This window comes from Bradyrhizobium sp. 159 (assembly GCF_023073795.1).
In the GTDB taxonomy this organism is placed as follows: Bacteria; Pseudomonadota; Alphaproteobacteria; order Rhizobiales; family Xanthobacteraceae; genus Bradyrhizobium.
This window is the reverse complement of record NZ_JADPKE010000093.1, coordinates 23,249-45,625: the sequence shown is the minus strand read 5'-3', so window position 1 is coordinate 45,625 and position 22,377 is coordinate 23,249. Positions and strand designations below refer to the sequence as shown.

Here is a 22,377-nt window from a genome sequence, read left to right as displayed (position 1 = left end):
CTACTCCACGGCTTTCGTCACGATGCGGATCTCCGAGGTCAGCGTCCGGTGCACCGGGCACTTGTCGGCGATCTCCATCAACCTCTTGCGCTGCTCGGCATCGAGCGCGCCCTCCATTGCAATGCCGCGCTCGATCTGATCGAGCATCCCCTCGCGCGTTTCGCACTCCGCACAGTCCTTGGCATAGATCTTGGAGTGCTTCAGTGTGACCGTGACACGGTCGAGCGGCAGTGACTTGCGCTCGGCATAAAGACGCATGGTCATGGAGGTGCAGGCGCCGAGGCCGGCGAGCAGGAAATCGTAAGGGCCGGGGCCGGCATCCTCGCCGCCGGCGGCCACCGGCTCATCCGCTGTCAGGCGGTGCGGACCGACGGCGATGATCTGGTGGAACTTGCTCTTGCGGGTCTCCTGGACCACGACCTGGCGCGGCGTCTCCGGGAGATCCATCGCCTTCGCGGACTTTGCGGTGTCGACATAGCGGCTGGCCCAGGCCGCGATCACGTCGGCCGCGTAGAGGGCATCGCGGGGCTTCGCCAGAAGATGATCGGCGTGGTCGAGGGAGACGAAGCTCTTGGGGTGCTTGGCCGCGACGAAGATCTTGGTCGCATTGTCGATGCCGACGGTATCGTCGACCGGGGAGTGCATCACCAGCAGGGCTTTGTGCAGGCCGGTGACGTCCTTCATCAGCTCATGCTCGACAATATCGTCGAGGAATTCACGTTTGATCCGAAACGGGCGACCCGCGAGCGAGACTTCCACCTCGCCTTGCGCGCGGATGTTGTCGATGTGGTCCTTGAAGAGACCGGTGACGTGGGCGGGATCGGACGGCGCCGCGACGGTCACAACCGCAGTGGCTTCGGGGATCTGTCCTGCTGCCGCGAGGATCGCGGCACCGCCGAGGCTGTGGCCGATCAAGACGGACGGCGCTCTGCGCGTCGCGCGCAGGTGATCGGCGGCGCGCACGAGATCGGCGACATTGGAGGAGAACGTGGAATTGGCGAAATCGCCCTCGCTGGAGCCGAGCCCGGTGAAGTCGAAGCGCAGCACAGCAATGCCCTTGGCCGCGAGCGCGACCGCGATGCGCTTGGCCGCCAGCGTATTCTTGCCGCAGGTGAAGCAATGCGCGAACAGCGCGAAAGCCGCAGGCTCTCCGTCCGGCAGCTCCAGCGCGGCCGAAAGTTGATGGCCGCCTTCACCCCTGAATTGAAAACGCTCCATCGGCATTGCACTTCCCCCGTCCTTTGTTCAAGCTAATCGCCTGAATAGCGCTGCTCGGTCCAGGGATCGCCGCGGTTATGATAGCCGCGGACTTCCCAGAAGCCCGGCGCGTCCTTGTTCAAAAATTCGATGGCCTGGAGCCATTTGGCGCTCTTCCAGAAATACAGATGCGGCACGACCAGCCGCACCGGGCCGCCGTGCTCGGCCGATAGCGGCTGGCCGGACCAGCTATGGGCGAGCAGCGCATCCTCGGCGGCAAAGTCTTCCAGTGCGAGATTGGTGGTGTAACCATCATAGGAATGCAGCACGACGAAGCGCGCATCCTCGCGCGGCTGGCAGGCCGCGAGCAGCTCACGCGTCGCGAGTCCTTCCCACTCATTGTCATAGCGCGACCAGGTCGTCACGCAATGGATGTCGGAGGTGAACCGCGCCTGCTTCTGCGCGATAAACTCGTCGAAGGTCCAGAACACGGGATTTTCGATCGCGCCATAGACGTCGAGCCGCCAGCGCTCGCGCGATACCGGCGGCACGACCCCGAGATCGAGCACCGGCCAATCCTTGGTGAGGTGCTGGCCGGGCGGTAGCCTTTGGTCTTCAGGCCGCGTGATCTTGCCGGTGAGGAAGCGGCCCTCGCGCGCCCATTTCTCTTTGGTGCGCGTCAGCTTGTTGTCGGATGGCATCTCGTCGGTCATGGCCTACTCGTGCCGATGCATTGCAGAGGCGTGCTTGGTGTCGCGCATGGTGGAGTAGATGATCAGCGACAGGCAGATGATGCCGGCAAGATAGAAATAGAACCACTCCTCGTGCCCGATGCTCTTGAAGTAGAGCGCGATCGCCGGCGCGGTGCCGCCGAAGATCGAGACCGTGATGGCGTAGGGCAGGCCGACGCCGAGCGCGCGGACATTGGTCGGGAACAACTCGGCCTTCACCACCGCATTGATCGAGGTGTAGCCGGCGACGAACAGCCAGGCGGCGCAGATCAGGATGAACGCGACGAAGGGCGACTTGGTCTCCTTCAGCGTCATCAGCAGCGGCACGGTCGCGAGCGTGCCCGCGGCACCGAAGAAGATCAAGAGCGGCTTGCGCCCGATCCTGTCTGAGATGGCGCCGTAGATGGGCTGGAGGATGGTCGCGAAAATCAACGTGCCGAAGATCACGAAAGTGGTCTGGTCCTCGGTCAGCCCGACCGAAAGCTTGACGAAGGTCTGCATGTACGTGGTGAAGGTGTAAAACGCCGCAGTGCCGCCGGCGGTGAGGCCGACGACCAATAGCAGTTCGCGCGGATAGCGCAGCAGATTGGTGATCGAGCCGGTCGGCTTCACCACCTTCTTGGCTTCCTCGAATGCTTCCGTCTCGTGCAGGCCGCGCCGCATCACCGCGGCGAAGATCGCGAGAGCCGCGCCGATCGCGAAGGGGATACGCCAACCCCAATCCTTCAGCTCCTCCGGCGTGAGGAAGACCTTCTGCAGAAGCAGCAGCACGATGATCGCGGTGAGCTGACCACCGATCAGTGTCACGTACTGGAAGCTGGAATAGAAGCCGCGGTGCTTGGGGTCGGCGACTTCGCTGAGGTAAGTGGCGCTCGCGCCATATTCGCCGCCGAGGCTCAGGCCCTCGATCACACGGGCGAGCGCCAGGATCACCGGTGCGGCGAAGCCGATCGTGGCATAGGTCGGCGTCAGCGCGATGATCAGGGAGCCGAAGCACATGAAGACGACGGACAGGGTCAGCGAGATGCGGCGGCCGAAATGGTCGGCGAGATAGCCGAAGAACCAGCCGCCCAGCGGCCGCATCAGGAAGGTCGCCGCGAATACGACGGCGACGTTCAATTGCTGCACGACGGGGTCGTTACCAGGGAAGAACGCGGGAGCGAAGTAGAGCGCGAACGCCGTATAGGCGTAGAAATCGTACCATTCGACGAGATTGCCGATCGAGCCGATGAAGATCGCCTTGATCCGCCGTTCAGCGTCGGCGACGTCAAAATGCCCAGAGGCCGGTTTGGTTGCTTGCTCTGTCACGTCCGGCCTCCCGTACTCTGTTGGAGAGGCCTACATCGCCTTTCCGAGCAGAAATGGCAACTGGCGGGGGCCTCTGACCGTGCCCTGCGACCAGGTCACGGTGCCTGCCGGGTCGAGCGCGAAGTCTGGAATGCGTCTCAGCCATTCCTCCAGCGCAACCTGCATTTCCATGCGCGCAAGGTTGGAACCGACGCAGCGATGGATGCCAAGCCCGAAGGCGGCGTGGCGGTTTTCGCGGCGGTCGATCACGACTTTGTCAGCGTCCGGAAACATCTTGGGGTCGCGGTTCGCCGCCGGGAAGGACAAGAGCACCATGTTGCCCGCCTTGACCGGGCAGCCCGAAATGGTGGTGTCCTGGACCACCTCGCGCGCCATTGTCACCGGCGAATAGGCGCGCAGCAGCTCTTCCACCGCGATCGGGATCAGCCCGGGCTCGGCGATCAGCCGCTCGCGATCGGCCGGCGTTTTCGCAAGATGCCACAGCGAGGAGCCGATCGCGCTCCAAGTGGTGTCGATGCCGGCGATCAGCAGCAGGCGCAGCGAGCCCACCACGTGGGAGTCCTCGAGCGGATTGCCGTCCTTGTCCCTGGCATTCATCAGATAGGAGATCAGGTCATCGGTCGGCTTCGTCTTGCGCGCCTCGATGTGTCCGCTGAAATAGGCGCTCATCTCCTCGACGGCCTGGAGCAGCTTGGTCTCGTCCTTGATGCCGAGCTCGAGGATCATGTGGATCCAGTTGATGAAGAGGTCGCTGTCGCTCTCGGGAATGCCGAGCATATGCGCGATCGCGCGCACCGGAATGTGCTTCGTGTAGCGCGCCGCAGCGTCCACGCTCTTTTCGGCGATGAAGTCGTCGATCAGTTCGTTGCAGATAGCGCGGACCCGCGGTTCGAGCTTCTTCATCGCATCCGGCGTGAACGGCGGCAGCAGCAATTGCTTGGCCGGCTTGTGCACGGGCGGGTCGGAGGTGATCGGCGGGGCGGCGTTCTTGCTGGTGATCTCCGGCCGCACGTCGCGGACGATGATCCGGCGCGAGGAGAAATGCGTGGTGTCGTTGGCGATCTCGCGCACCGCCTCATAGGTCGTCGGCAGATAGCAGCCGAGGAAGCGTTTTGTGTGCACCACCGGACTCGCGGCGCGCAACTGGTCCCAGATCGGGAAGGGATCTTCCGTCCATTGCGGATCGGTGTGGTCGAAATCATGAACCCAGTCGGTGACGGGTGGATGGGCGGCAGGCAGGCTGGCGTCGGACATCTCTAATCCCTCGGTTCGTGGTCGCTGAAGACAGGCGAGCGGGCGGAGAGCGCGCTACTCCTCGATCACGTCGATTGCGATTTCCGGGCAGTTGGATTTGGCAAGCCAGGCTTTGTCTTCCTGACCCGCCGGGACCGTGCCGTCGCCGGTTTCATGGGCGTTGCCGAATTCGTCCAGCTCGAATAGCTCCGGCGCGAGCGCCTTGCAGCGGGCGTGGCCCTGGCACTTGTCGGGATCGACGTGAACCTTCAGTCGCTCTGTCATCGCGGCTTCCTCGGTCGTTTGCGCGCGAGGCCCGAAGGCGGCGCGTTTCCTCATCTGAGCTCTTCTTAAGTTATATCCTATTACATTCGCGGCAGGCTTCCCCTGTCAAGCGCAAACTTATAGGCTTTGCTCGATATGCGCTCACAACCCATCCGCAAGCCCGAGAAGACCTACCACCATGGCGATCTTCGCGATGCCTTGATCAAGGCCGCTCTGCGCGAAGCGGAACGCGGCGGCGCCGAGGCGATCAGCATCAAGGCGCTGGCCAAGCAGCTCGGCGTCTCGCAGCCGGCGCCGTACCGGCATTTTGCCGACCGCGAGGCCTTGCTCGCGGCGGTGACGGCGGAGGCGTTCCGGCAGCTCAGTGCAATTTTGCGCGAGGCGATGGCAAGGCCGTCGCAGCAATCGAAGCTGTCGCGGCTCGCGCTGGCCACGCTCGACTTCGGCCTCCGTCGCAACGGTGTCTACCGCCTGATGTTCGCCTCGCGCACTGTGTCATGCGCCGCCAAGGGCAGCGAGCTGCACGCGGCGACGCGCGAAACCTTTGCGCTCGTGATCGAGGCCTTGGAGGCTCCGGCGGTCGGTTACTTGCGCGAGCGGCAAGCGCTCAAGATCTGGGCGGCACTGCACGGCGTCGTGATGCTTGCTCAGCAGGGCTTGTTCACCGGCGAGGCGGCGCATGCCACGCGTGAGGAATTGGTCGAGGACTTCGTGAGCGAAACCAAGGCCGCCCTGGCCGTCGCGATCAAGGATGCCCGGCGAAAAAAGAACGGCGCTTAGGCCCTCGCTTTCAGCAGCCTCATCAGCTTGTCGACCGCGCTCTCCGGTGTAGTTACGACAGGGCGGCCGGTGGCCTCGGCGACCAGCGGCGCCGTCGCGGCGATGCTGAACTGCGCGAGCGCAATGACGTCGCAATCGCGCAAGTCGCGCGATGCGTCTGCAATCAGCCGATCGTGAGTGGCGCGGTCGCCGCGGTCGAGTGCCGCCAGCGCCCCTTCGGCGAGTTTCGGTACGACCTCGACGGCGGCCGGAAATTCCTTGGGCATCGAGGCCAGGGTCGGCGGGAAAGTCGAGAGCAGGCCGATGCGCTGACCCAAGGTCACGGCACGTTCGATCATGGCCTCGTTCGGCCTCAGCACCGGCATCGGTGCATGCGCGCGCGCGACCGCTTCGATGCAGGGACCGAAGGCCGAACAGGTGAACAAAATCCCATTCGCCCCCGTTGCCGCCGCGTAGTCGCCCAGTGCCAGGAAGCGCTCGGTCATGGTATCGCTGAGCACGCCGTCGCGCGCCAGATCGGCCGACAGGCTGTCGTCGAGCAGGTTCATCAGCCGTGCCTCGGGCCAAGCCTTCGCGAACGCCGTCTCGATCGGGGCGATGGAATGCTTGAGGGCGTGGATGAGGGCGATGCGCATATCTTCGCTGCTTCTTCTCCCTCTCCCCGTGCTTACCGGGAGAGGGCTGGGGTGAGGGGCTCTATCCGCGCATAAGGTGAGGGTGGAGAGTCCTCCCTCACCGGATTGCTGCGCAATCCAACCAAGCGCGGAGAGGTGAACTCCTTACTTGAATGGAATGGCGTACATCAAGCCGCCTTTGCTCCAGAGACCATTGAGGCCACGATCGAGCTTGAGCGGGCTGGCCTTGCCGACATTGCGCTCGTAGATCTCGCCATAATTGCCGGTGGTCTTGATCGCCGTGACCAGCCATTTGTTGTCGAGCCCAAGCCGCGAGCCGAGGTCGCCGGAGGCACCAAGGAGCCGCTGGATTGCAGGCGTCTGCGACTTCGCCATTTCCTCGACATTGGCTTGCGTGACGCCGAGCTCTTCTGCCTCGATCAGGCCGTAATGCAGCCAGGTGATGATGTCGCTCCAGACCTCGTCGCCATTGCGGGTGAAGGGGCCGAGCGGCTCCTTGCTGATGGTCTGCGGCAGCACGACATAGTCGGCCGGGTTCGGCGCCGCGGTGGTCACTGCACCTGCGAGCGCGGAGGCGTCCTGGGTCATGGCATCGCAGCGGCCGCCGAAAAAGGTCTGGTACATGGTGTCGATGCGGTCGAACACCAGCGGCTTCCAGTCGATGCCGTTGGCGCGGCCGTAATCGCCCAGCGTGACCTCATGCGTGGTGCCTTGAGCCACGCAGACGGTGGCGCCCTTGAGGTCCTTGAGCTCCTTCACGCCGAGGTCCTTCTTCACGACGAAGCCCTGGCCGTCGTAGAAGTTGATCGGACCCTGCCGCAGGCCCAGCGTGACGCCGCGCAAGTAGGTCTGGGTCGAGTTGCGGTAGAGTACGTCGATCTCGCCCGATTGCAGCGCGGTGAAGCGATTCTGCGCAGTCAGCGAGACGTAACGCACCTTGTTGGGATCACCGAGCACGCCGGCCGCAAGGGCGCGGCAATAGTCGACGTCGAGACCCTTGTAGTTGCCTTGCGAATCCGGCGCGGAGAAGCCGGCAAAACCGGCGCTGACGCCGCACACCAACGTGCCGCGGCTCTTCACCGTGTCGAGCGTCGCGGCCGAAGCGACAACAGTCGATGCTGCGAGCACGCCCGCTGCGATAACCACTTTCCTCATCATGCTACTCTCCCCTCAGTGATTGACATTACGCAACACGTTGTCGACGGCCGTGCCAAGCCTGTCGACGATCAGGTCGATCTCATCTGCGGAAGCGATATAGGGCGGCGCCAGCAGCACGTGGTCGCCGCGCGCGCCGTCCACGGTGCCGCCACCGGGATAGCAGCCGAGCCCGTTGGCGAGCGCCTCCGCCTTGATTTTCTGGTGCAGCTTGAGCGCCGGATCGAACGAGGTGCGGCTGGCGCGATCGGCGACGAGCTCGATGGCCCAGAACAGGCCGCGGCCCCTGATGTCGCCGACATGGCGGTGATTGCCGAAGCGTTCGGTCAGCCGCTGCTCGAGTTGTCGTCCGCGCTCCCTGACCCGATCGAGCAGGCCGTCCTCGCGGATCACGTTTTGCACCGCGAGCGCCGCCGCGCAGGCGAGGGGATGCGCCAGATAAGTGTGACCGTGCTGGAACGCGCCTGAGCCGGCGCGGATCGTGTCGATGATCTTGCCGCTCGCGAGCATCGCGCCGATCGGCTGGTAGCCACCGCCGAGCCCCTTTGCGATCGCCTGGATATCGGGCGCGACACCTTCCTGCTCCCAGGCGTGCGTGGTGCCGGTGCGGCTCATGCCGCACATGACCTCGTCGAGGATCAGCAGCGCGCCGTGCCGGTCGCAGATCTCGCGCATGGCCTTGAAGTAGCCGTCGGGCGCGGTCACGGCGCCGGCGGTGGCGCCGACGACGGGCTCGGCGAGAAACGCCGCGACCGTGTCGGGCCCCAGCCGCTGAAACTCGGCCTCGAGCTCGGCGGCAAGGCGCGCGACGAACTGCGCGTCCGACTCGCCCTCGCGCTTCTCGTGATAGGCGAAGGCCGGCGTCACGTGGCTGAACGCAGCCGAGAGCAGCGGCGCGTAGGGCGCGCGTCGCCAGGCATTGCCGCCGGCGGCCAGCGCGCCGAGCGTGTTGCCGTGATAACTCTGCCGCCGCGCGATGAAGCGTTGCCGCTGCGGCTCGCCGCGCTCGATGAAATATTGCCGCGCGAGCTTGATGCTGGCCTCGATCGCTTCCGATCCGCCGCTGACGAAATAAGCGTAGGCGAGACCGCCGGGCTCGTGCCCAACCAGCGCTTCGGCCAGCGCCTCGGCCGGCTCGGAGGAGAAGAACGTCGTATGAGCATAGGCAAGCGTCGCGGCCTGCTTCGCCATCGCCGCGATCACGCGCGGGTGCTGGTGCCCGAGGCAGGAGACCGCCGCGCCGCCGGAGGCATCGATGATGCGCCGGCCATCCTCGGCGAAGAGATAGACGCCTTCGCCGCCGATCGCCTTGGGCGGCGTTTCGCGCAATGAGCGATGCAGCACACGGCTGGTGCGGGCGGCCATGGGTCAACCTTTCTCTGGGACGTAAGTGGAGGCCGCAGCGAGCCGCGCCTCGGTACTTTCCAGACGCTTCTTCGCGGCAACCCCGCCGAGCGAGAACGTGACCGCCGCGAGCGACTGCGCGATCGCAATCGCGCCAGTGAGGCTCGGAAAGAAGCCGGGGGAGGAGGCCGCCTCGAACAGCAGCACGTGGTCGGCGCCCTCGGCCATGGGTGCCGAGAGACTATCCGCGATGGCGACCAGTGTCGCGCCGGTACGATAGACCGCCTGTGCGACGCGGACGCTTGCATGCGTGTAGGGCAGGAAGCCGATGACGATGACCGCTTCCCCGGGCCGGAACGCGCCGAGATCGAGGTCGTCGGGCCCGGAAGCGCCGACGAGCTGGACTTGTTCGGGTCGAAACAGTCGCAGCTCGTAGTTCAGCAATTCCGCGACGCTGCGGCAGCTTCGATAGCCGGCGATCCAAATCCGCTTGGCGTCGTGCAGCGCGCGGGCAGCTTCCGCAATCGGCTGCGCCGGGATCCGTCGAAGACCCGCGGCCTCCGCCTGGAGCTTGTCGATGACGAGCGCGACATCGGCGTTCGGCCCGTGCCGACGGCCCTTTGCGCGGCCGGAGAAGGGCGCGGTCTGCGATGGCCGCCGCGCCTCGGTCAGCGCCGCGCGCAATTCCTCCCAGCCGGAATAGCCGATCGCCTTCGCAAGTCGCGTGAACGCGGCAGGATCGGCGCCGGCTTCCGCCGCGAGATCGCGCATGGAACGGGTGGTGGCGTCGTAATCGTTGGCGGCGACGAAGCGTCCGACTTCCTGCAAGCGCATCGGGAGCGATGGCAATGCAATACGCAGCTCGCTCAACGGCGAGGATTTCGCGGGCTCGACCATGCAACATTTGTTGCATGGATTGAAGTTTGGTGCAACAGTTGACGTGCGCTGCCGGAAATCGCTGCCTTTTTGAGAAGGTTTTTGTGCCGTGACATCAGACGTGCCGAGACCGCCGCCACGCCGTCGTTTCATCGGCGCCTTTGGGCGCCGCGAGCTGAAGGGCCTGTTCTGGCAGGTGCTGGTCGTCGGCATCGCGGTAGCGGTCGTCGCTTTCCTTTGGTCCAACACCGTCACGAACCTCTCGGCTCGGCGCATCACGACTGGCTTCGCCTTCCTCGGTCGCGAGGCCGGGATGCCGATCGCCGACAGTCTGCTCGCCTATAATCCGAGAGACACTTATCTCTGGGCGTTCATCGTCGGCGTCACCAACACCTTGCGCGTTGCCGTGATCGGAATCGTGCTCGCGACGATTTTGGGCACGCTGATCGGCATTTCGCGATTGTCGGCGAACTGGCTGCTGTCACGGCTCGCTGCGGTCTATGTCGAGACGCTCCGCGATATCCCGCTGCTGCTTCAGCTCCTGTTCTGGTACGTGTTGATGCAGGCGCTGCCGGCCGCACGCGCCGCGTGGCGACCAGTCGAGGGTGTGTTCCTGTCCAATCGCGGCCTGATCCTGCCGGCGATCCCGTTCGGGCCGGCGCAGCTCGCGGTCCTCGGCACCGCCGTGCTGGGTTGCGCGGTGTTCTATATCGTCCGGCGATCGCTGGTCGCGCAGCAGATGCGCGATGGCAAGCCGCGGTCGGCGTGGCCCTTTGCGGTTGCGCTGGTGATTGCGTTGCCGGCGCTGGCGTCCGTGCTGCTCGGTGCATCCTGGAGCATCGATTGGCCCGAGCTGCGCGGCTTCAACTTTGTTGGTGGGCTGACGCTGGCGCCGGAATATTTCGCGCTGTTGCTCGCACTCGTCACCTACACCTCGGCCTTCGTCGCCGAGATCGTGCGCAGCGGCATCCAGTCGGTGCCGCGGGGACAGTGGGACGCCGCCAACGCACTTGGCCTGCGCCGCAGCTTCATGCTGCGGCAGATCATTCTGCCACAGGCATTGCGCGTGATCGTTCCGCCGATGACGAGTCAGTATCTCAATTTGACAAAGAACTCATCGCTCGCTGTCGCGATCGGCTACCAGGACGTGGTCTCGATCGCCAACACCACGCTGAACCAGACCGGGCAGGCGATCGAGGCGATCGCGCTGATCATGGCGGTGTTCTTGACCATCAGTCTCGGGATCAGCTTTTTCATGAACTGGTATAATGCGCGCATCGCCCTGGTGGAGCGCTGAGGATGACGGCGATCAGCGATATGCCGGACGTGCCGCGTGCCGCTCGCCGCCCGCAAGTTGGTAATCCGATGCTGCGCTGGCTGCGCAGCAACTTGTTCTCGTCGATTCCGAACGGCATCCTCACGATCGTGCTGCTGGCGGTGCTCACGAAGGGCGTGATCAGCCTCGTGCAATGGGGCATCGCCAGCGCTGTCTGGCTTACGCCGGCGAATGATTCCAGCGCTTGCCGCGCGGTGCGCGGCATCGGCGCCTGCTGGGCTGTCATCCCCGAAAAGTACCGGTTCATCCTGTTCGGCACCTATCCGTTCGACGAGCAGTGGCGGCCGGCGTTGTCGGTCGTGCTGTTCATCGCGCTGTTCTATCTGTCGACCCGCCGCGCGCTGTGGCGGCGCGAACTCGTTTTCATCTGGATCGGTGCACTCGCGCTGATCAGCGTGCTGATGTGGGGCGGGGTGCTCGGGCTCTCGTTCGTCTCGCAGGACCGCTGGGGCGGATTGCCGGTCACGCTGATCCTGGCGACGTTTGGACTCGCGTTCGGATTTCCGCTCGGCATCCTCGTCGCGCTCGGCCGTCGTTCGAAGCTTCCGGCAATCCGCTCGCTCAGCGTGCTCTATGTCGAGCTGATCCGCGGCGTGCCGCTGGTGAGCCTCTTGTTCATGGCGAGCGTGATGTTTCCGCTGTTCATGCCGAGTGGGTTCAACATCGACAAGCTGTTGCGCGCACAGATCGCGATCATCCTGTTCGCGGGCGCCTACCTTGCCGAAGTCATCCGCGGTGGTCTCCAGGCCGTACCGCGCGGGCAGTATGAGGCTGCCGACGCGCTGGGACTGTCCTACTGGCGCAAGCACCGGCTGATCATCTTGCCGCAGGCGATCCGCCACGTCATCCCGCCACTGGTCAACACCTTCATCGCCTTCTTCAAGGATACCAGTCTCGTGCTGATCATCGGCATCTTCGACCTGCTGACGACGGCGAAGACCGCGATCATCGATCCCGCTTGGCAGCAGTTTTCCGTCGAGGTCTATATCTTCGTCGCCGCAATCTATTTTGTCTTTTGCTTTGCGATGTCGCGCTATAGCCGGAGTCTGGAGGCATCAGGCGCGCGGTGACGCTCGGGCCCGGACGCAGCGCATCGCTGAAAGAGCGCTGCGCTGCGTCCGGGCACCAGAGCGAGATTAATTCTTCACCTTCGGATCGATCGGGGTCGTGCCGCGCAGGCCCAATATATCCTCCAGCACCTTCGCGCCTGCAATCACCTGCGCATCTGCGCGCGGTGCGCCGACCACCTGCACGCCGACAGGCAGGCCGGACGCGGTAAAGCCGCAGGGCAGCGACAGCGACGGGCAGCAGGCGAGCGTGATAGCGTAGACGATGCCGAGCCATTCGACATAGTTCTCGAACGTCTTGCCGGCGCATTCGGCGACATAGCGATGCTCGACGGGGAAGGGCGGCACGATCGTCGTCGGCACCAGCAGGAGGTCGTAGGTCTTGAAGAACTCGACGGCGCGCGCGGTCATGCCGACGCGCTGGGCCTCGGCGCGCTCAAGCTGCTCGACGGTGAGCTTGAGGCCTTCCTCGATGTTCCAGATCACCTCGGGCTTGAGCAGGTCACGCTTGGTCCGGAGAAGTTGCGCCTTGCTGATCGCGAAATCGAAAGCGCGCAGCACGTGGAAGCATTCATGCGCCTCGCGCCAGTCCGGATGCGCCTCCTCGACGATGACGCCGGCCTCGGCGAAACGTTCAGCTGCCTTGCGCGTGATCGCCTTGACCTCGGGATCGACCGGCGTGATGCCGAGATCGGGCGAATAGGCGATGCGCTTCGGCTTCTTGCCGGACTGCGCCGCCGAGAGAAACGAAGTCAAAGGCGCCGGCAGCGACAGCGGATCGGCGGCATAGTCGCCGCTCATGGCATCCAGCAGCAGGGCGAGATCCTCGACGTTGCGCGCCATCGGACCCTGCACGCCCAGATTGCGGTCGATGCCTGCCTTCGGCGTATGCGCGACACGGCCGATGCTCGGCCGCATGCCGACGATGCCGCAGAAGCTCGCCGGGCTGCGCAGGCTGCCGCCCATGTCTGAGCCCTGCGCGAGCCAGGCCATGCCGGTGGCGAGCGCAACTGCTGCGCCGCCGGAGGACCCGGCCGCAGATTTCGAAGTATCCCAGGGATTGAGGGTCGCGCCGAATACCTCGTTGAAGGTGTTGGCGCCGGCGCCGAATTCCGGCGTGTTGGATTTGGCGTAGACGACCGCGCCGTTGGCCTCGAGGTTCTCGACCACGAAGTCGGATTTCGCCGGGATGTTGTCCTTGAAGATCGGCGAGCCCTGGGTGTTCAGCACGCCCGCAACGTCGGTCAGATCCTTGATGGGCACCGGCAGGCCCGCGAGCAGCCCGCGCGCGCCGGCCGGCTTCTGCATCAGCGCCTTGGTGTTATCCCGGGCGCGATCGAAGCACAGCGTCGGCAGCGCGTTGACCTTGCTGTCGACTTCACTGATGCGCTTCTCCAGCACATCCAGCAGCTCGAGCGGGGAGACGTCGCCGGACCGCAATTTGTCGACGACGGTGCACGCGGTTTCGCGAATCAGCTCTTGAGACAATTAGTTTACTCCTGTGCTTCTTCTAGGCTCCGTCGTTGCGAGGAGCGAAGCGACCAAGCAATCCAGACCTTTTGCGTAGAGGCATTTCTGGATTGCTTCGCTGCGCCCGCAATGACGAGGGTTAGACCTACCCCCACCCGGCGCTGATGCCGCCATCGACGGTATAGATCACGCCCGACGTATAGCCCGAGCGAGCCGACGCCAGGAACGCCATGAGGTCGCCGATCTCGCGCGCATGCGCAGGGCGCCCGAGCGGCAGACTCTTCTGGAATTCGCTGTAGCGGCTCTCGTCGCCAAATTGGTGCTTTGCCCGCGTCTTGAGCAGGGTGACGTGGCGGTCGGTGCCGACAGGGCCGGGATTGATGCCAACCACACGGATGTTGTCGGCGAGACTTTTTCCTCCGAGGGCACGGGTGAACGCCATCAGCGCAGCATTGCCGGCGCTGCCGCAGATGTAATTGGCATCGAACTTCTCGCCGGCCGCACCGATGTCGTTGACGATCACGCCGCCACCCTTGGCCTTCATCTGCGCGTAGATCTGCCGCGTGAGGTTGATGTACCCGAACACCTTCAATTCCCAGGCGTGCCGCCAGGTCGCCTCGTCGATCTTGTCGATGGACCCACCAGGGATGTCGCCGGCATTGTTGACGAGGATGTCGATGTCGGCGGCCTCCTTGGCGAGCCGCGCAATGTCCTCGGCTTTGCGCAAATCGACGATACTCGTCGCGGCGTCGATCTGGTGCGCAGAACGCAACCGCTCGGCCAGCGCCTTGAGCTGCTCGCCGCTGCGGGCGGCAAGCAGCAGATGCGCGCCTTCCTCGGCAAACGCCTCGGCGGCGGCCGCGCCGATGCCCTTGGATGCGCCCGTGATCAGGACGCGCTTACCGCGCAGATGCAGATCCATGAGGGGTACTCGTCGGATGGGAACAGGATCAGATCAGTAGGCGCTCGGTCGCGCCACGGTCAACATTGCAGTGCAGCGTTGCACTGGCGCCGCGTTTGGTCCATTGCAGTGCAATCAAAAGGCGGCTGCCGAAACCAACCAAGGACGTCTCGATGAGCAAGAAACAATACCGGATCGCAATCATTCCCGGCGACGGCATCGGCAAGGAAGTGATGCCTCAGGGCCTGCGCGTTCTGGAGGCGGCGGCGAAGAAGCACGGGGTGTCCCTGCAATTCGACCATTTCGACTTCTCGTCCTGGGATTATTACGAGAAGCACGGCCAGATGATGCCGGATGACTGGAAGGAGAAGATCGGTAAGCACGATGCGATCTATTTCGGCGCGGTCGGCTGGCCGGCCAAGATTCCGGACCACGTCTCGCTGTGGGGCTCGCTGATCAAATTCCGCCGCGAGTTCGACCAGTATGTGAACCTGCGTCCCGTGCGGCTGATGCCCGGCGTGCCGTCGCCGCTGGCGAATCGCAAGCCCGGCGACATCGATTTCTGGGTGGTGCGCGAGAACACGGAAGGTGAATATTCCTCCGTCGGTGGCCGCATGTTCCCGGACACCGAGCGCGAGTTCGTGACGCAGCAGACGGTGATGACTCGCACCGGCGTTGACCGCATCCTGAAGTTCGCCTTCGAGCTCGCGCAGTCGCGGCCGAAGAAGCACCTGACCTCGGCGACGAAGTCGAACGGCATCTCCATCACCATGCCCTATTGGGACGAACGCGTGGAGGCGATGGCCAAGAAGTTCCCGGGCGTGAAATGGGACAAGTACCACATCGATATTCTCACCGCGAACTTCGTGCTGCATCCGGACTGGTTCGACGTCGTGGTCGGCTCCAATCTGTTCGGTGACATCCTCTCCGATCTCGGCCCGGCCTGCACCGGCACCATCGGCATCGCGCCGTCTGGTAACATCAATCCCGAGCGCAATTTCCCATCGGTGTTCGAGCCGGTGCACGGCTCGGCTCCCGATATCGCGGGGCAGGGCATCGCCAACCCGATCGGCATGATTTGGTCGGGCGCGATGATGCTCGAGCATCTCGGCGAGAAGGAAGCCGGCAAGTCGATCGTCGACGCGATCGAGCGCACGCTCGCCGAACGCACGCTGCGGACGAAGGATCTCGGCGGCAATGCCGACACCACCGCCTGCGGCAAGGCGGTGGCGGAGATGGTAGACTAGTTCGCTGTTTTACCCTCTCCCCTCGTGGGAGAGGGTGGCTTCGATGCGAAGCATCGAAGACGGGTGAGGAGGAGTCTATCTCCGCAGAAGCAGACCTCTCATTGTGGGTTTTTGCTCGCTGCGAGAACCCCTCATCCGGCGCTTCGCGCCACCTTCTCCCACAAGGGGAGAAGGGAAGACAAGCGTGCCTCGCTCTGCTTAGCCCGCAATCTTCTCAATCGTCGCCTGATCGAGCCCGAACCGCTTTCCGGCGTCCAGAATCTCCTGCCAGGTATTCGGATCCACAGGAATGCCCTCGGCCAGCCGCTTCTTCTTGGTCTCGCGCTCGGGCTCGCCGGCGATCTTCACCTTGTCGACACCCGGGGCGGGGGGCGAGCCGGTGTGCCAGGCGACGAAGCTCTCGACTTCGCGCGCGAGGTTCTCGCCGGTGCCGAGCTTGTTCGGATCGATGATGATCGAGAGCATGCCGTTGAGGACGCGGCGCTTGCTGTCGGCCGGGCCTTTGACGACCTGCCCGCCCGAAAGTGCGCCGCCGAGAATTTCGCACACCAACGCCAACCCAGAACCCTTATGCTCGCCGAACGGCAGGATGGCGCCGTGCGGCGCGATCACGGTGTAGCGCGGGTTCGTGGTTGGCCTGCCTTCGTTATCGATGATGGTGCCGGGATCGAGCGCGACCCCCTTGTTGTAGGCGACGCGGGTCTTGCCCTGCGCAATCTTGCTGGTGGCGAAGTCGAGCACGATCGGCTCGTGGCCTGCGCGCGGGATGCCGACGCAGAACGGATTGGTGCCGTGGCGCGCATCGCTGCCACCCCAGGGTGCCACTATCGGACGCGAGATCACGTTGACGAAGTGGATCGACACCAGCCCGTGCTCAATGCACTGCTCGGCCCAATGGCCGATGCGCCCGATATGGTGCGAGTTGGAGAGGCCGACGACGCACACGCCGTTGCGCTTGGCGCGCTCGGCGCCCAGCTCCATCGCCTCCTGGCCCATCACCTGGCCATAGCCGGTGAGGCCGTCGAGGGTGAGCAGGGGGCCAGTGTCCATCACGATCTTGACGTGCTGGTTGACCGCGAGGCCGCCCTCGGCGACCGCCTCGGCATAGCGCGGAATCATGCCGACGCCGTGCGAGTCGTGGCCTTTCAGGTTCGCCTCGACGAGGTTGGTGGAGACCAATTCGGCTTCGCGATCGGTGGATCCGCCCGCCTTGGCGATGGCATGGATGACGCTGGTGAGCTTCTCTGCCTTGATGGTGCGGTAATCGGCCATTGTTGTTGCTGTTATCCCTTCACGATCCGGCGGCAGTGCTCCCACGCCGCGCCAATCAGGTTCTCGCTCGCCTCCGGCGTGCGGAAGGCGGAATGCGCCGACAGCGTCACATTCGGCAATTTTGTCAGCGGATGGCCGCCGGGCAGCGGCTCGATGTTGAAGACGTCGAGGCCGGCATGCCGGATGTGGCCCGATTTCAGGGCATCGATCATGGCGGCTTCGTCCACGATCGCGGCGCGAGCGGTGTTGATGAGGATGACACCGCGTTTCATCGCAAAGATCTTCTCGCGCGTGATCATGCCGCGCGTCTCGTCACTGAGCAGCAGATGCAGCGACACGACGTCGCTCCTTGCCAGCACGGTATCGAGATCGGTGAATTCTACGCCAGGATGGCTCTTCGGCGAGCGGTTCCAGGCGATCACCTTCATGCCGCTGCCGGACGCAATGCGCGCCACTTCCGCGGCGATGCCGCCGAAGCCGATCAGCCCGAGCGTCTTGCCGGTGAGCTGCATACCGTCCTCGCGCAGCCAATTGCCGCCGCGCATCTCGCGATCCATCATCGCGATGACGCGGGCCGAGGCCCACATCAGCGCGATCGCGGATTCCGCCACCGCCGTGTCGCCGTAGCCCTTGATCAGATGCACGGTGATGCCGAGCTCGGCCAGTTCCTCCGGGTTCATGTAGCTGCGCGCGCCGGTGCCCAGGAACACGACGTGCTTGAGGCCGGTGCACTTCTTTGCGACGTCGGTCGGAAGCGAAGTGTGATCAATGATCGCGATTTCGGCGCCGTCGAGAATCTCCGGATATTGCTCCGGCTTGATATCAGGATTCCTGTGGATCCGCACTTTGGGATCGCCGGGCTTCTCCAGCCGCTCCATGATCACCGCCAGCGTTTCATTGGCGTCGACGAAAACTCCGCGCATGGTTCTCTCCGGTCAGGACGCGACGCCGGCGATCGCCAGCACGGTGTGCATGAGCACGTTGGTCCCCGCGGCACAGTCCGCTTGCGTGGCATCCTCCAATTCGTTGTGGCTGATGCCGTCCTTGCAGGGCACGAACACCATAGCCGCCGGCATGACGGTGTTGAGGTTGCAGGCGTCGTGGCCAGCCCCGGAGGTGATGCGGCGAGAGGAATAGCCGAGCATCTTCGCCGCGTTCTCGACCGTCGCAATCAGCTTGGGATCGAAATGCGTCGGCGGCTTGCGCCAGACCAGGTCGACCTTGACCTCGACCTTGCGGCGCGCAGCGATCTCGGCAATCGCGGCGCGCAAATCGCGATCGAGCGCGTTCATAATGGCGCCATCCGCGCTGCGGCAATCCATGGTGAAGGCGATCTCGCCGGGAATGACGTTGCGCGAGGGATTTGCGATCACGGCCTCGCCGATGGTGCCGACCGCGTTCGGACCATGTTTCTTCGCAATCGCCTCCATCGCCAGCACGATCTCCGACAGTGTCGCCAGCGCGTCGCGCCGCAGCGGCATCGGTGTCGAGCCTGCATGGCTCTCGAAGCCGGAAATCTTGCCGTCGTACCACAGCACGCCCTGGCCGGAATCGACCACGCCGATGGTCTTGCCTTCGGCCTCCAGGATCGGGCCCTGCTCGATGTGCAATTCGACGAAGCAGCGGAGCTTCTGGAAACCGACCGGCTTGTCGCCGCGATAACCGATGCCGTCGAGCGCCTGCCTGACGGTCATGCCTTCAGCGTCCTTGCGCGACAAAATGTCATCGGTGGTGAAATCGCCGACATAGGCGCCAGACGCCATCATCGCCGGTGCGAAGCGCGAGCCTTCCTCGTTGGTCCAGTTGACGATGCAGATCGGCGCTTCCGTCTCAATGCCGGCATCGTTCAGCGTGCGGATCACTTCCAGTGCGCCGAGCGTACCCAAAATGCCGTCATACTTGCCGCCGGTCGGCTGGGTGTCGAGATGCGAGCCGATGCCGACGGGCGGCTTTGTCATGTCGCGCCCCTTGCGCAGGCCGAACATCGAGCCGAGCGCATCGACATGCACCTCCAGGCCCGCGTCTTCGCAGGCCTTGCGGAACCAATCGCGGACCTGCTTGTCCTCGGAGCTGAGCGTCAGCCGCCGCACGCCACCCTTGGCCGTCGCGCCGAACTGCGCGGTCTCGTGGATGGAGCCCCAGAGGCGGACGGGATCGATCTGCAGGTTGGTGGCGGCTCGGCTCATGCGGTCAGTCTCTCAATTGTCCGGCGCCTTTTTCAATGACGCGCCAGCGCGGGCGCGTCAACCGCGAGGCTGCTCTGCGCAATCTGCCGCGCCAGCTCCGCGACGCGCTCGATAGCCACGACGTCGGGCGAGGCGAGCCAGCTCGCGGTGAAGGTCAGCGGCGCGATCGCGAGATCGGTGTCGAGCAGTTGCAGCCTCCCGTCGGCGAGTTCGTTCTCGACGATGGCGTCGGGGATCACGGCGATGCCGAGCCCTTCGACCGCCATGTGGATGACCGTGGCCAGCGAGGCGGAGGCATGCAGTCGGATTGGCGGCAGCTCGGGCCGGTCGAACACCTCGCGCACGACCTCGTAAGGCTTGGTCTTGCGCGGGAAGGTAATGATCGGAAATCGCGCGAGCTCCGCCGGCGTCACCGGCCCCTTGCCGAGGCCGAGCGAGGGGCTGGCGAGGAAACCGATCGGATAATCGGCGAGCACGCGGTTGTGCACGCCGGAAGCGGACAGCGGTCCCACGACGAACGCCAGCTCAATCTCCTGTGCGAGCAGACGCGCGGTGAGGTTCGGCGTGATGTCGACCTCGATCTCCAGCGACAGGTTCGGATAGACCTCGTTCATGCTCTTCACCAGGCGGGGCAGCCAAGTGTGCACGATGGTCTCGGCGACGCCGAGTCGCATCACGCCGCGCATCGCCGAACGGTCGCCGATCTCCGCCATCATCGCGGCGCGCAGCCCGATCAGCTTCTCCGCATAGACCATCATCTGCCGGCCGCTCGGGGTCGGCGAGGCCACGCGATGATCGCGGTTGAGGAGCTTTACGCCCATCTCGCGCTCGAGCTGGGCGATGCGCTGGGAGATCGCCGGCTGGGTCGTGTTGAGCCGTTGCGCGGCGCCCCGAAAGCTGCCGAGCTTCACAACCCAGAGAAATGTCTCGATCGATCTGAAGTCCAGCATTGGAAGGATCTTCCCATTCGATAAAGAAAATTTATCGAGTTTGATTAGAAACGACGATTAGACTTTATAGCATGCTTGGTGTTGGCTTGTCTTTGTCGAGTTTATAGGCAGGTCGATCCCATGACTGTTTTGGTGGCAGCGCAGCAAACTGAAACGCCCGACACGCTCCCGAGCCGCAAGGCGCGGCTTGCCTATCGCGAAGGGCAGGTCGCCTCCACCGCCGGCGTTGCGCCCGGCTTCGTCCAGGGCAATCTGGCAATCCTCCCGGCGGAATATGCCAGCGCCTTTCACCGCTTCTGCCAGCTCAATCCGAAGCCGTGCCCGATCATCGGCATGTCCGACGTCGGCAGCCCGCACATCCCCTCGCTCGGCGTTGATCTCGACATCCGCACCGACGTGCCGCGCTACCGCGTCTGGCGTGACGGCGAGATCGTCGACGAGCCGACCGACGTGAAGAGCTACTGGCGCGACGATCTCGTGACCTTCGTGCTTGGCTGCTCCTTCTCGTTCGAAGAGGCGCTGCTCGAGGAGGGAATGCCGATCCGTCACATCGAACAGAACGTGCGCGTGCCGATGTACCGCACCAACATCGCTTGCGGCGAGGCTGGCCCCTTTGCCGGCCCGATGGTGGTGTCGATGCGTCCGTTCAAGCCGGCGGACGTGATCCGCGCGGTGCAGATCACCTCGCGATATCCCGCCGTGCACGGTGCGCCGGTGCATCTCGGCCATCCGCATCTGATCGGCATCAAGGACATTGCCAAGCCTGACTACGGTGATCCCGTTCCGGTCGCCGATGACGAGATCCCGGTGTTCTGGGCTTGCGGCGTGACGCCGCAATCGGTGATCAATGCCGCCAAACTGCCGTTCGCGATCACGCATTCGCCCGGCCTGATGCTGGTGACGGATCTCAAGAACAGGACCATGGCCGTGATTTAATGGGCAGCGTATGCTGCTTGTTCAGGCTTTACCGCATCCATCAATCACTTCATTCGATCAGTCGAAATTCAGTACAGGGAACTTTGCCATGACGATCTCTCGCCGCGACGTGTTGTTAGGAGCTACCGCTACGGCCGCGCTGGTGCCGCTGGCAGCGCGCGCACAGACCTCGGAAGTCGTGATCGGCGTGATCTATCCGTTCTCCGGCGGCAGCGCGCAGCAGGGCGTCGATGCGCAGAAGGCCTATGAAACCGCGCTCGAAGTCATCAACAAGGACACCAATTTCGACCTGCCGCTGGCGAAAGGTGAAGGCCTGCCGGGCCTCGGCGGCGCCAAGGTCCGCCTCGTGTTCGCCGACCACCAGGCCGATCCGCAGAAGGGGCGTGCCGAGGCCGAGCGCCTGATCACGCAGGAAAAGGTCGCCGCCATCATCGGCACCTATCAGAGCGCGGTCGCCGTCACTGTCAGCCAGATCTGCGAGCGCTACCAGATCCCGTTCGTCTCCGCCGACAATTCCTCGCCGAGCCTGCATCGCCGCGGCTTGAAATATTACTTCCGTGCCGCGCCGCATGACGAGATGTACTCGGCCGCGATGTTCGACTTCTTCGATGCCATGAAGAAGAAGGGCACCAAGATCGAGACGCTTTCGCTGTTCCACGAGGACACCATCTTCGGCACCGACTCCGGCAACGCCCAGGCCAAGATCGCCGGCGAGCGCGGCTACAAAATCGTCACCGACATCAAGTACCGTGCCAACTCGCCCTCGCTCTCGGCCGAGGTGCAGCAGCTCAAGACCGCCAATGCCGACGTGCTGATGCCGTCGAGCTACACCACCGACGGCATCCTCTTGGTCAAGACCATGGCCGAGCTCGGTTACAAGCCGAACGCGATCGTGGCGCAGGATGCCGGCTTCTCCGAGAAGGCGCTTTATGATGCCGTCGGCGACAAAGTCGAAGGCGTGATCTCGCGCGGCACCTTCTCGCTCGACCTCGCGCAGAAGCGCCCGATGGTCGGCAAGATCAACGAGATGTTCAAGGCGAAGTCGGGCAAGGACTTCAACGACCTCACCTCGCGCCAGTTCATGGGCCTGATCATCCTCGCCGATGCCATCAGCCGCGCCAAGTCGACCGACGGCGAGAAGATTCGCGATGCGCTGGCGGCGACCGACATCCCGGGCGAGCAGACCATCATGCCCTGGAAGCGGGTCAAGTTCGACGAGATGGGCCAGAACAACGACGCCGACCCGGTGCTGCTGCAATATGTTGGCGGCAAGTTCGTCACCATCTTCCCGCCGCAGGCCGCGATCGCCGAGGCGATCTGGCCGATGAAGTAAGACGCTGCTGAAGCAGGACAGAAGATCGAGGTCGTCGTGAATGCCTCGTCATTGCGAGGAGCGTAGCGACGAAGCAATCCAGACTGCCTCGGCGGTGAGATTCTGGATTGCTTCGCTTCGCTCGCAATGACGGAG

The 22,377-nt window shown here is 64.2% G+C and carries 21 protein-coding genes; 6 read left to right on the top strand and 15 right to left on the bottom strand.

Features of this window, described 5'->3' with window-relative positions:
• From IVA96_RS29540 to IVA96_RS29520, 5 genes are read right to left on the bottom strand one after another with little or no spacing between them, the layout of a single operon-like run.
• Positions 1–1,224 (bottom strand): bifunctional alpha/beta hydrolase/OsmC family protein, encoded by a 1,224-nt coding sequence (locus tag IVA96_RS29540; RefSeq protein ID WP_247420820.1) that lies wholly within the window; start codon positions 1,222–1,224, stop codon positions 1–3.
• Positions 1,225–1,250: 26 nt separating this feature from the next.
• The gene (locus IVA96_RS29535; protein ID WP_247420819.1) at positions 1,251–1,910 is read right to left on the bottom strand and encodes a sulfite oxidase-like oxidoreductase; all 660 of its coding nucleotides are present in this window, start codon (positions 1,908–1,910) and stop codon (positions 1,251–1,253) included.
• A gap of 3 nt (positions 1,911–1,913) precedes the next feature.
• Entirely contained in the window at positions 1,914–3,236 is a 1,323-nt protein-coding gene (locus IVA96_RS29530) for an MFS transporter (protein ID WP_247279813.1), read from the bottom strand.
• 30 nt (positions 3,237–3,266) lie between these two features.
• The gene (locus IVA96_RS29525) at positions 3,267–4,490 is read right to left on the bottom strand and encodes a cytochrome P450 (RefSeq protein ID WP_247420818.1); all 1,224 of its coding nucleotides are present in this window, start codon (positions 4,488–4,490) and stop codon (positions 3,267–3,269) included.
• 54 nt (positions 4,491–4,544) lie between these two features.
• Positions 4,545–4,754: a ferredoxin gene (locus tag IVA96_RS29520; RefSeq protein WP_247279811.1), complete on the bottom strand. Its 210-nt coding sequence runs from the start codon at positions 4,752–4,754 to the stop codon at positions 4,545–4,547.
• A 135-nt stretch (positions 4,755–4,889) separates the two neighbouring features.
• Here IVA96_RS29520 and IVA96_RS29515 point away from each other — a divergent pair, with 135 nt between their 5' ends.
• Complete coding sequence (locus IVA96_RS29515) at positions 4,890–5,534, top strand: TetR/AcrR family transcriptional regulator (RefSeq protein ID WP_247420817.1); 645 nt, start codon at positions 4,890–4,892, stop codon at positions 5,532–5,534.
• Here IVA96_RS29515 and IVA96_RS29510 read toward each other — a convergent pair.
• The 4 genes from IVA96_RS29510 to IVA96_RS29495 form a co-directional block, all read right to left on the bottom strand.
• Positions 5,531–6,169: an aspartate/glutamate racemase family protein gene (locus IVA96_RS29510; protein ID WP_247420816.1), complete on the bottom strand. Its 639-nt coding sequence runs from the start codon at positions 6,167–6,169 to the stop codon at positions 5,531–5,533. The two genes, IVA96_RS29515 and IVA96_RS29510, sit on opposite strands and share 4 nt — an antisense overlap.
• 144 nt (positions 6,170–6,313) lie before the next feature.
• Positions 6,314–7,327, bottom strand: coding sequence for an amino acid ABC transporter substrate-binding protein (locus IVA96_RS29505; protein WP_247420814.1), 1,014 nt, complete (start codon positions 7,325–7,327; stop codon positions 6,314–6,316).
• Between the two features lie 12 nt (positions 7,328–7,339).
• Positions 7,340–8,689 (bottom strand): aspartate aminotransferase family protein, encoded by a 1,350-nt coding sequence (locus tag IVA96_RS29500; protein ID WP_247420812.1) that lies wholly within the window; start codon positions 8,687–8,689, stop codon positions 7,340–7,342.
• 3 nt (positions 8,690–8,692) lie between these two features.
• Positions 8,693–9,565: a MurR/RpiR family transcriptional regulator gene (locus IVA96_RS29495; RefSeq protein ID WP_247420810.1), complete on the bottom strand. Its 873-nt coding sequence runs from the start codon at positions 9,563–9,565 to the stop codon at positions 8,693–8,695.
• Positions 9,566–9,653: 88 nt separating this feature from the next.
• On the opposite strand from IVA96_RS29495, the gene IVA96_RS29490 reads away from it, so the two are divergent.
• Together IVA96_RS29490 and IVA96_RS29485 are read left to right on the top strand one after the other, a co-directional pair.
• Complete coding sequence (locus tag IVA96_RS29490) at positions 9,654–10,841, top strand: ABC transporter permease subunit (RefSeq protein WP_346347918.1); 1,188 nt, start codon at positions 9,654–9,656, stop codon at positions 10,839–10,841.
• Positions 10,842–10,843: 2 nt separating this feature from the next.
• Positions 10,844–11,950, top strand: a complete 1,107-nt coding sequence (locus IVA96_RS29485; RefSeq protein ID WP_247420806.1) for an amino acid ABC transporter permease — start codon at positions 10,844–10,846, stop codon at positions 11,948–11,950.
• A 66-nt stretch (positions 11,951–12,016) separates the two neighbouring features.
• Here IVA96_RS29485 and IVA96_RS29480 read toward each other — a convergent pair whose 3' ends face one another.
• Together IVA96_RS29480 and IVA96_RS29475 are read right to left on the bottom strand one after the other, a co-directional pair.
• Positions 12,017–13,435 (bottom strand): amidase family protein, encoded by a 1,419-nt coding sequence (locus IVA96_RS29480; RefSeq protein WP_247420804.1) that lies wholly within the window; start codon positions 13,433–13,435, stop codon positions 12,017–12,019.
• 127 nt (positions 13,436–13,562) lie between these two features.
• Positions 13,563–14,339: an SDR family oxidoreductase gene (locus IVA96_RS29475; RefSeq protein WP_247420801.1), complete on the bottom strand. Its 777-nt coding sequence runs from the start codon at positions 14,337–14,339 to the stop codon at positions 13,563–13,565.
• 152 nt (positions 14,340–14,491) lie between these two features.
• On the opposite strand from IVA96_RS29475, the gene IVA96_RS29470 reads away from it, so the two are divergent.
• Positions 14,492–15,565: a tartrate dehydrogenase gene (locus tag IVA96_RS29470; RefSeq protein WP_247420799.1), complete on the top strand. Its 1,074-nt coding sequence runs from the start codon at positions 14,492–14,494 to the stop codon at positions 15,563–15,565.
• A gap of 198 nt (positions 15,566–15,763) precedes the next feature.
• On the opposite strand, the gene IVA96_RS29465 is transcribed toward IVA96_RS29470, so the two are convergent.
• From IVA96_RS29465 to IVA96_RS29450, 4 genes are read right to left on the bottom strand one after another with little or no spacing between them, the layout of a single operon-like run.
• A complete protein-coding gene (locus IVA96_RS29465; protein ID WP_247279800.1) occupies positions 15,764–16,837 on the bottom strand; it encodes a malate/lactate/ureidoglycolate dehydrogenase in 1,074 nt (357 codons plus the stop codon).
• Positions 16,838–16,848: 11 nt separating this feature from the next.
• Positions 16,849–17,760 (bottom strand): NAD(P)-dependent oxidoreductase, encoded by a 912-nt coding sequence (locus IVA96_RS29460; protein ID WP_247420794.1) that lies wholly within the window; start codon positions 17,758–17,760, stop codon positions 16,849–16,851.
• A gap of 12 nt (positions 17,761–17,772) precedes the next feature.
• Complete coding sequence (locus tag IVA96_RS29455; RefSeq protein WP_247420791.1) at positions 17,773–19,023, bottom strand: Zn-dependent hydrolase; 1,251 nt, start codon at positions 19,021–19,023, stop codon at positions 17,773–17,775.
• A 32-nt stretch (positions 19,024–19,055) separates the two neighbouring features.
• Positions 19,056–19,973: a LysR family transcriptional regulator gene (locus IVA96_RS29450; RefSeq protein WP_247279797.1), complete on the bottom strand. Its 918-nt coding sequence runs from the start codon at positions 19,971–19,973 to the stop codon at positions 19,056–19,058.
• Between the two features lie 120 nt (positions 19,974–20,093).
• Here IVA96_RS29450 and IVA96_RS29445 point away from each other — a divergent pair, with 120 nt between their 5' ends.
• Together IVA96_RS29445 and IVA96_RS29440 are read left to right on the top strand one after the other, a co-directional pair.
• Positions 20,094–20,909, top strand: a complete 816-nt coding sequence (locus IVA96_RS29445) for a putative hydro-lyase (protein WP_247420789.1) — start codon at positions 20,094–20,096, stop codon at positions 20,907–20,909.
• Between the two features lie 88 nt (positions 20,910–20,997).
• Positions 20,998–22,242, top strand: a complete 1,245-nt coding sequence (locus IVA96_RS29440) for an ABC transporter substrate-binding protein (protein WP_247420786.1) — start codon at positions 20,998–21,000, stop codon at positions 22,240–22,242.
• Positions 22,243–22,377 lie beyond the last annotated feature (135 nt).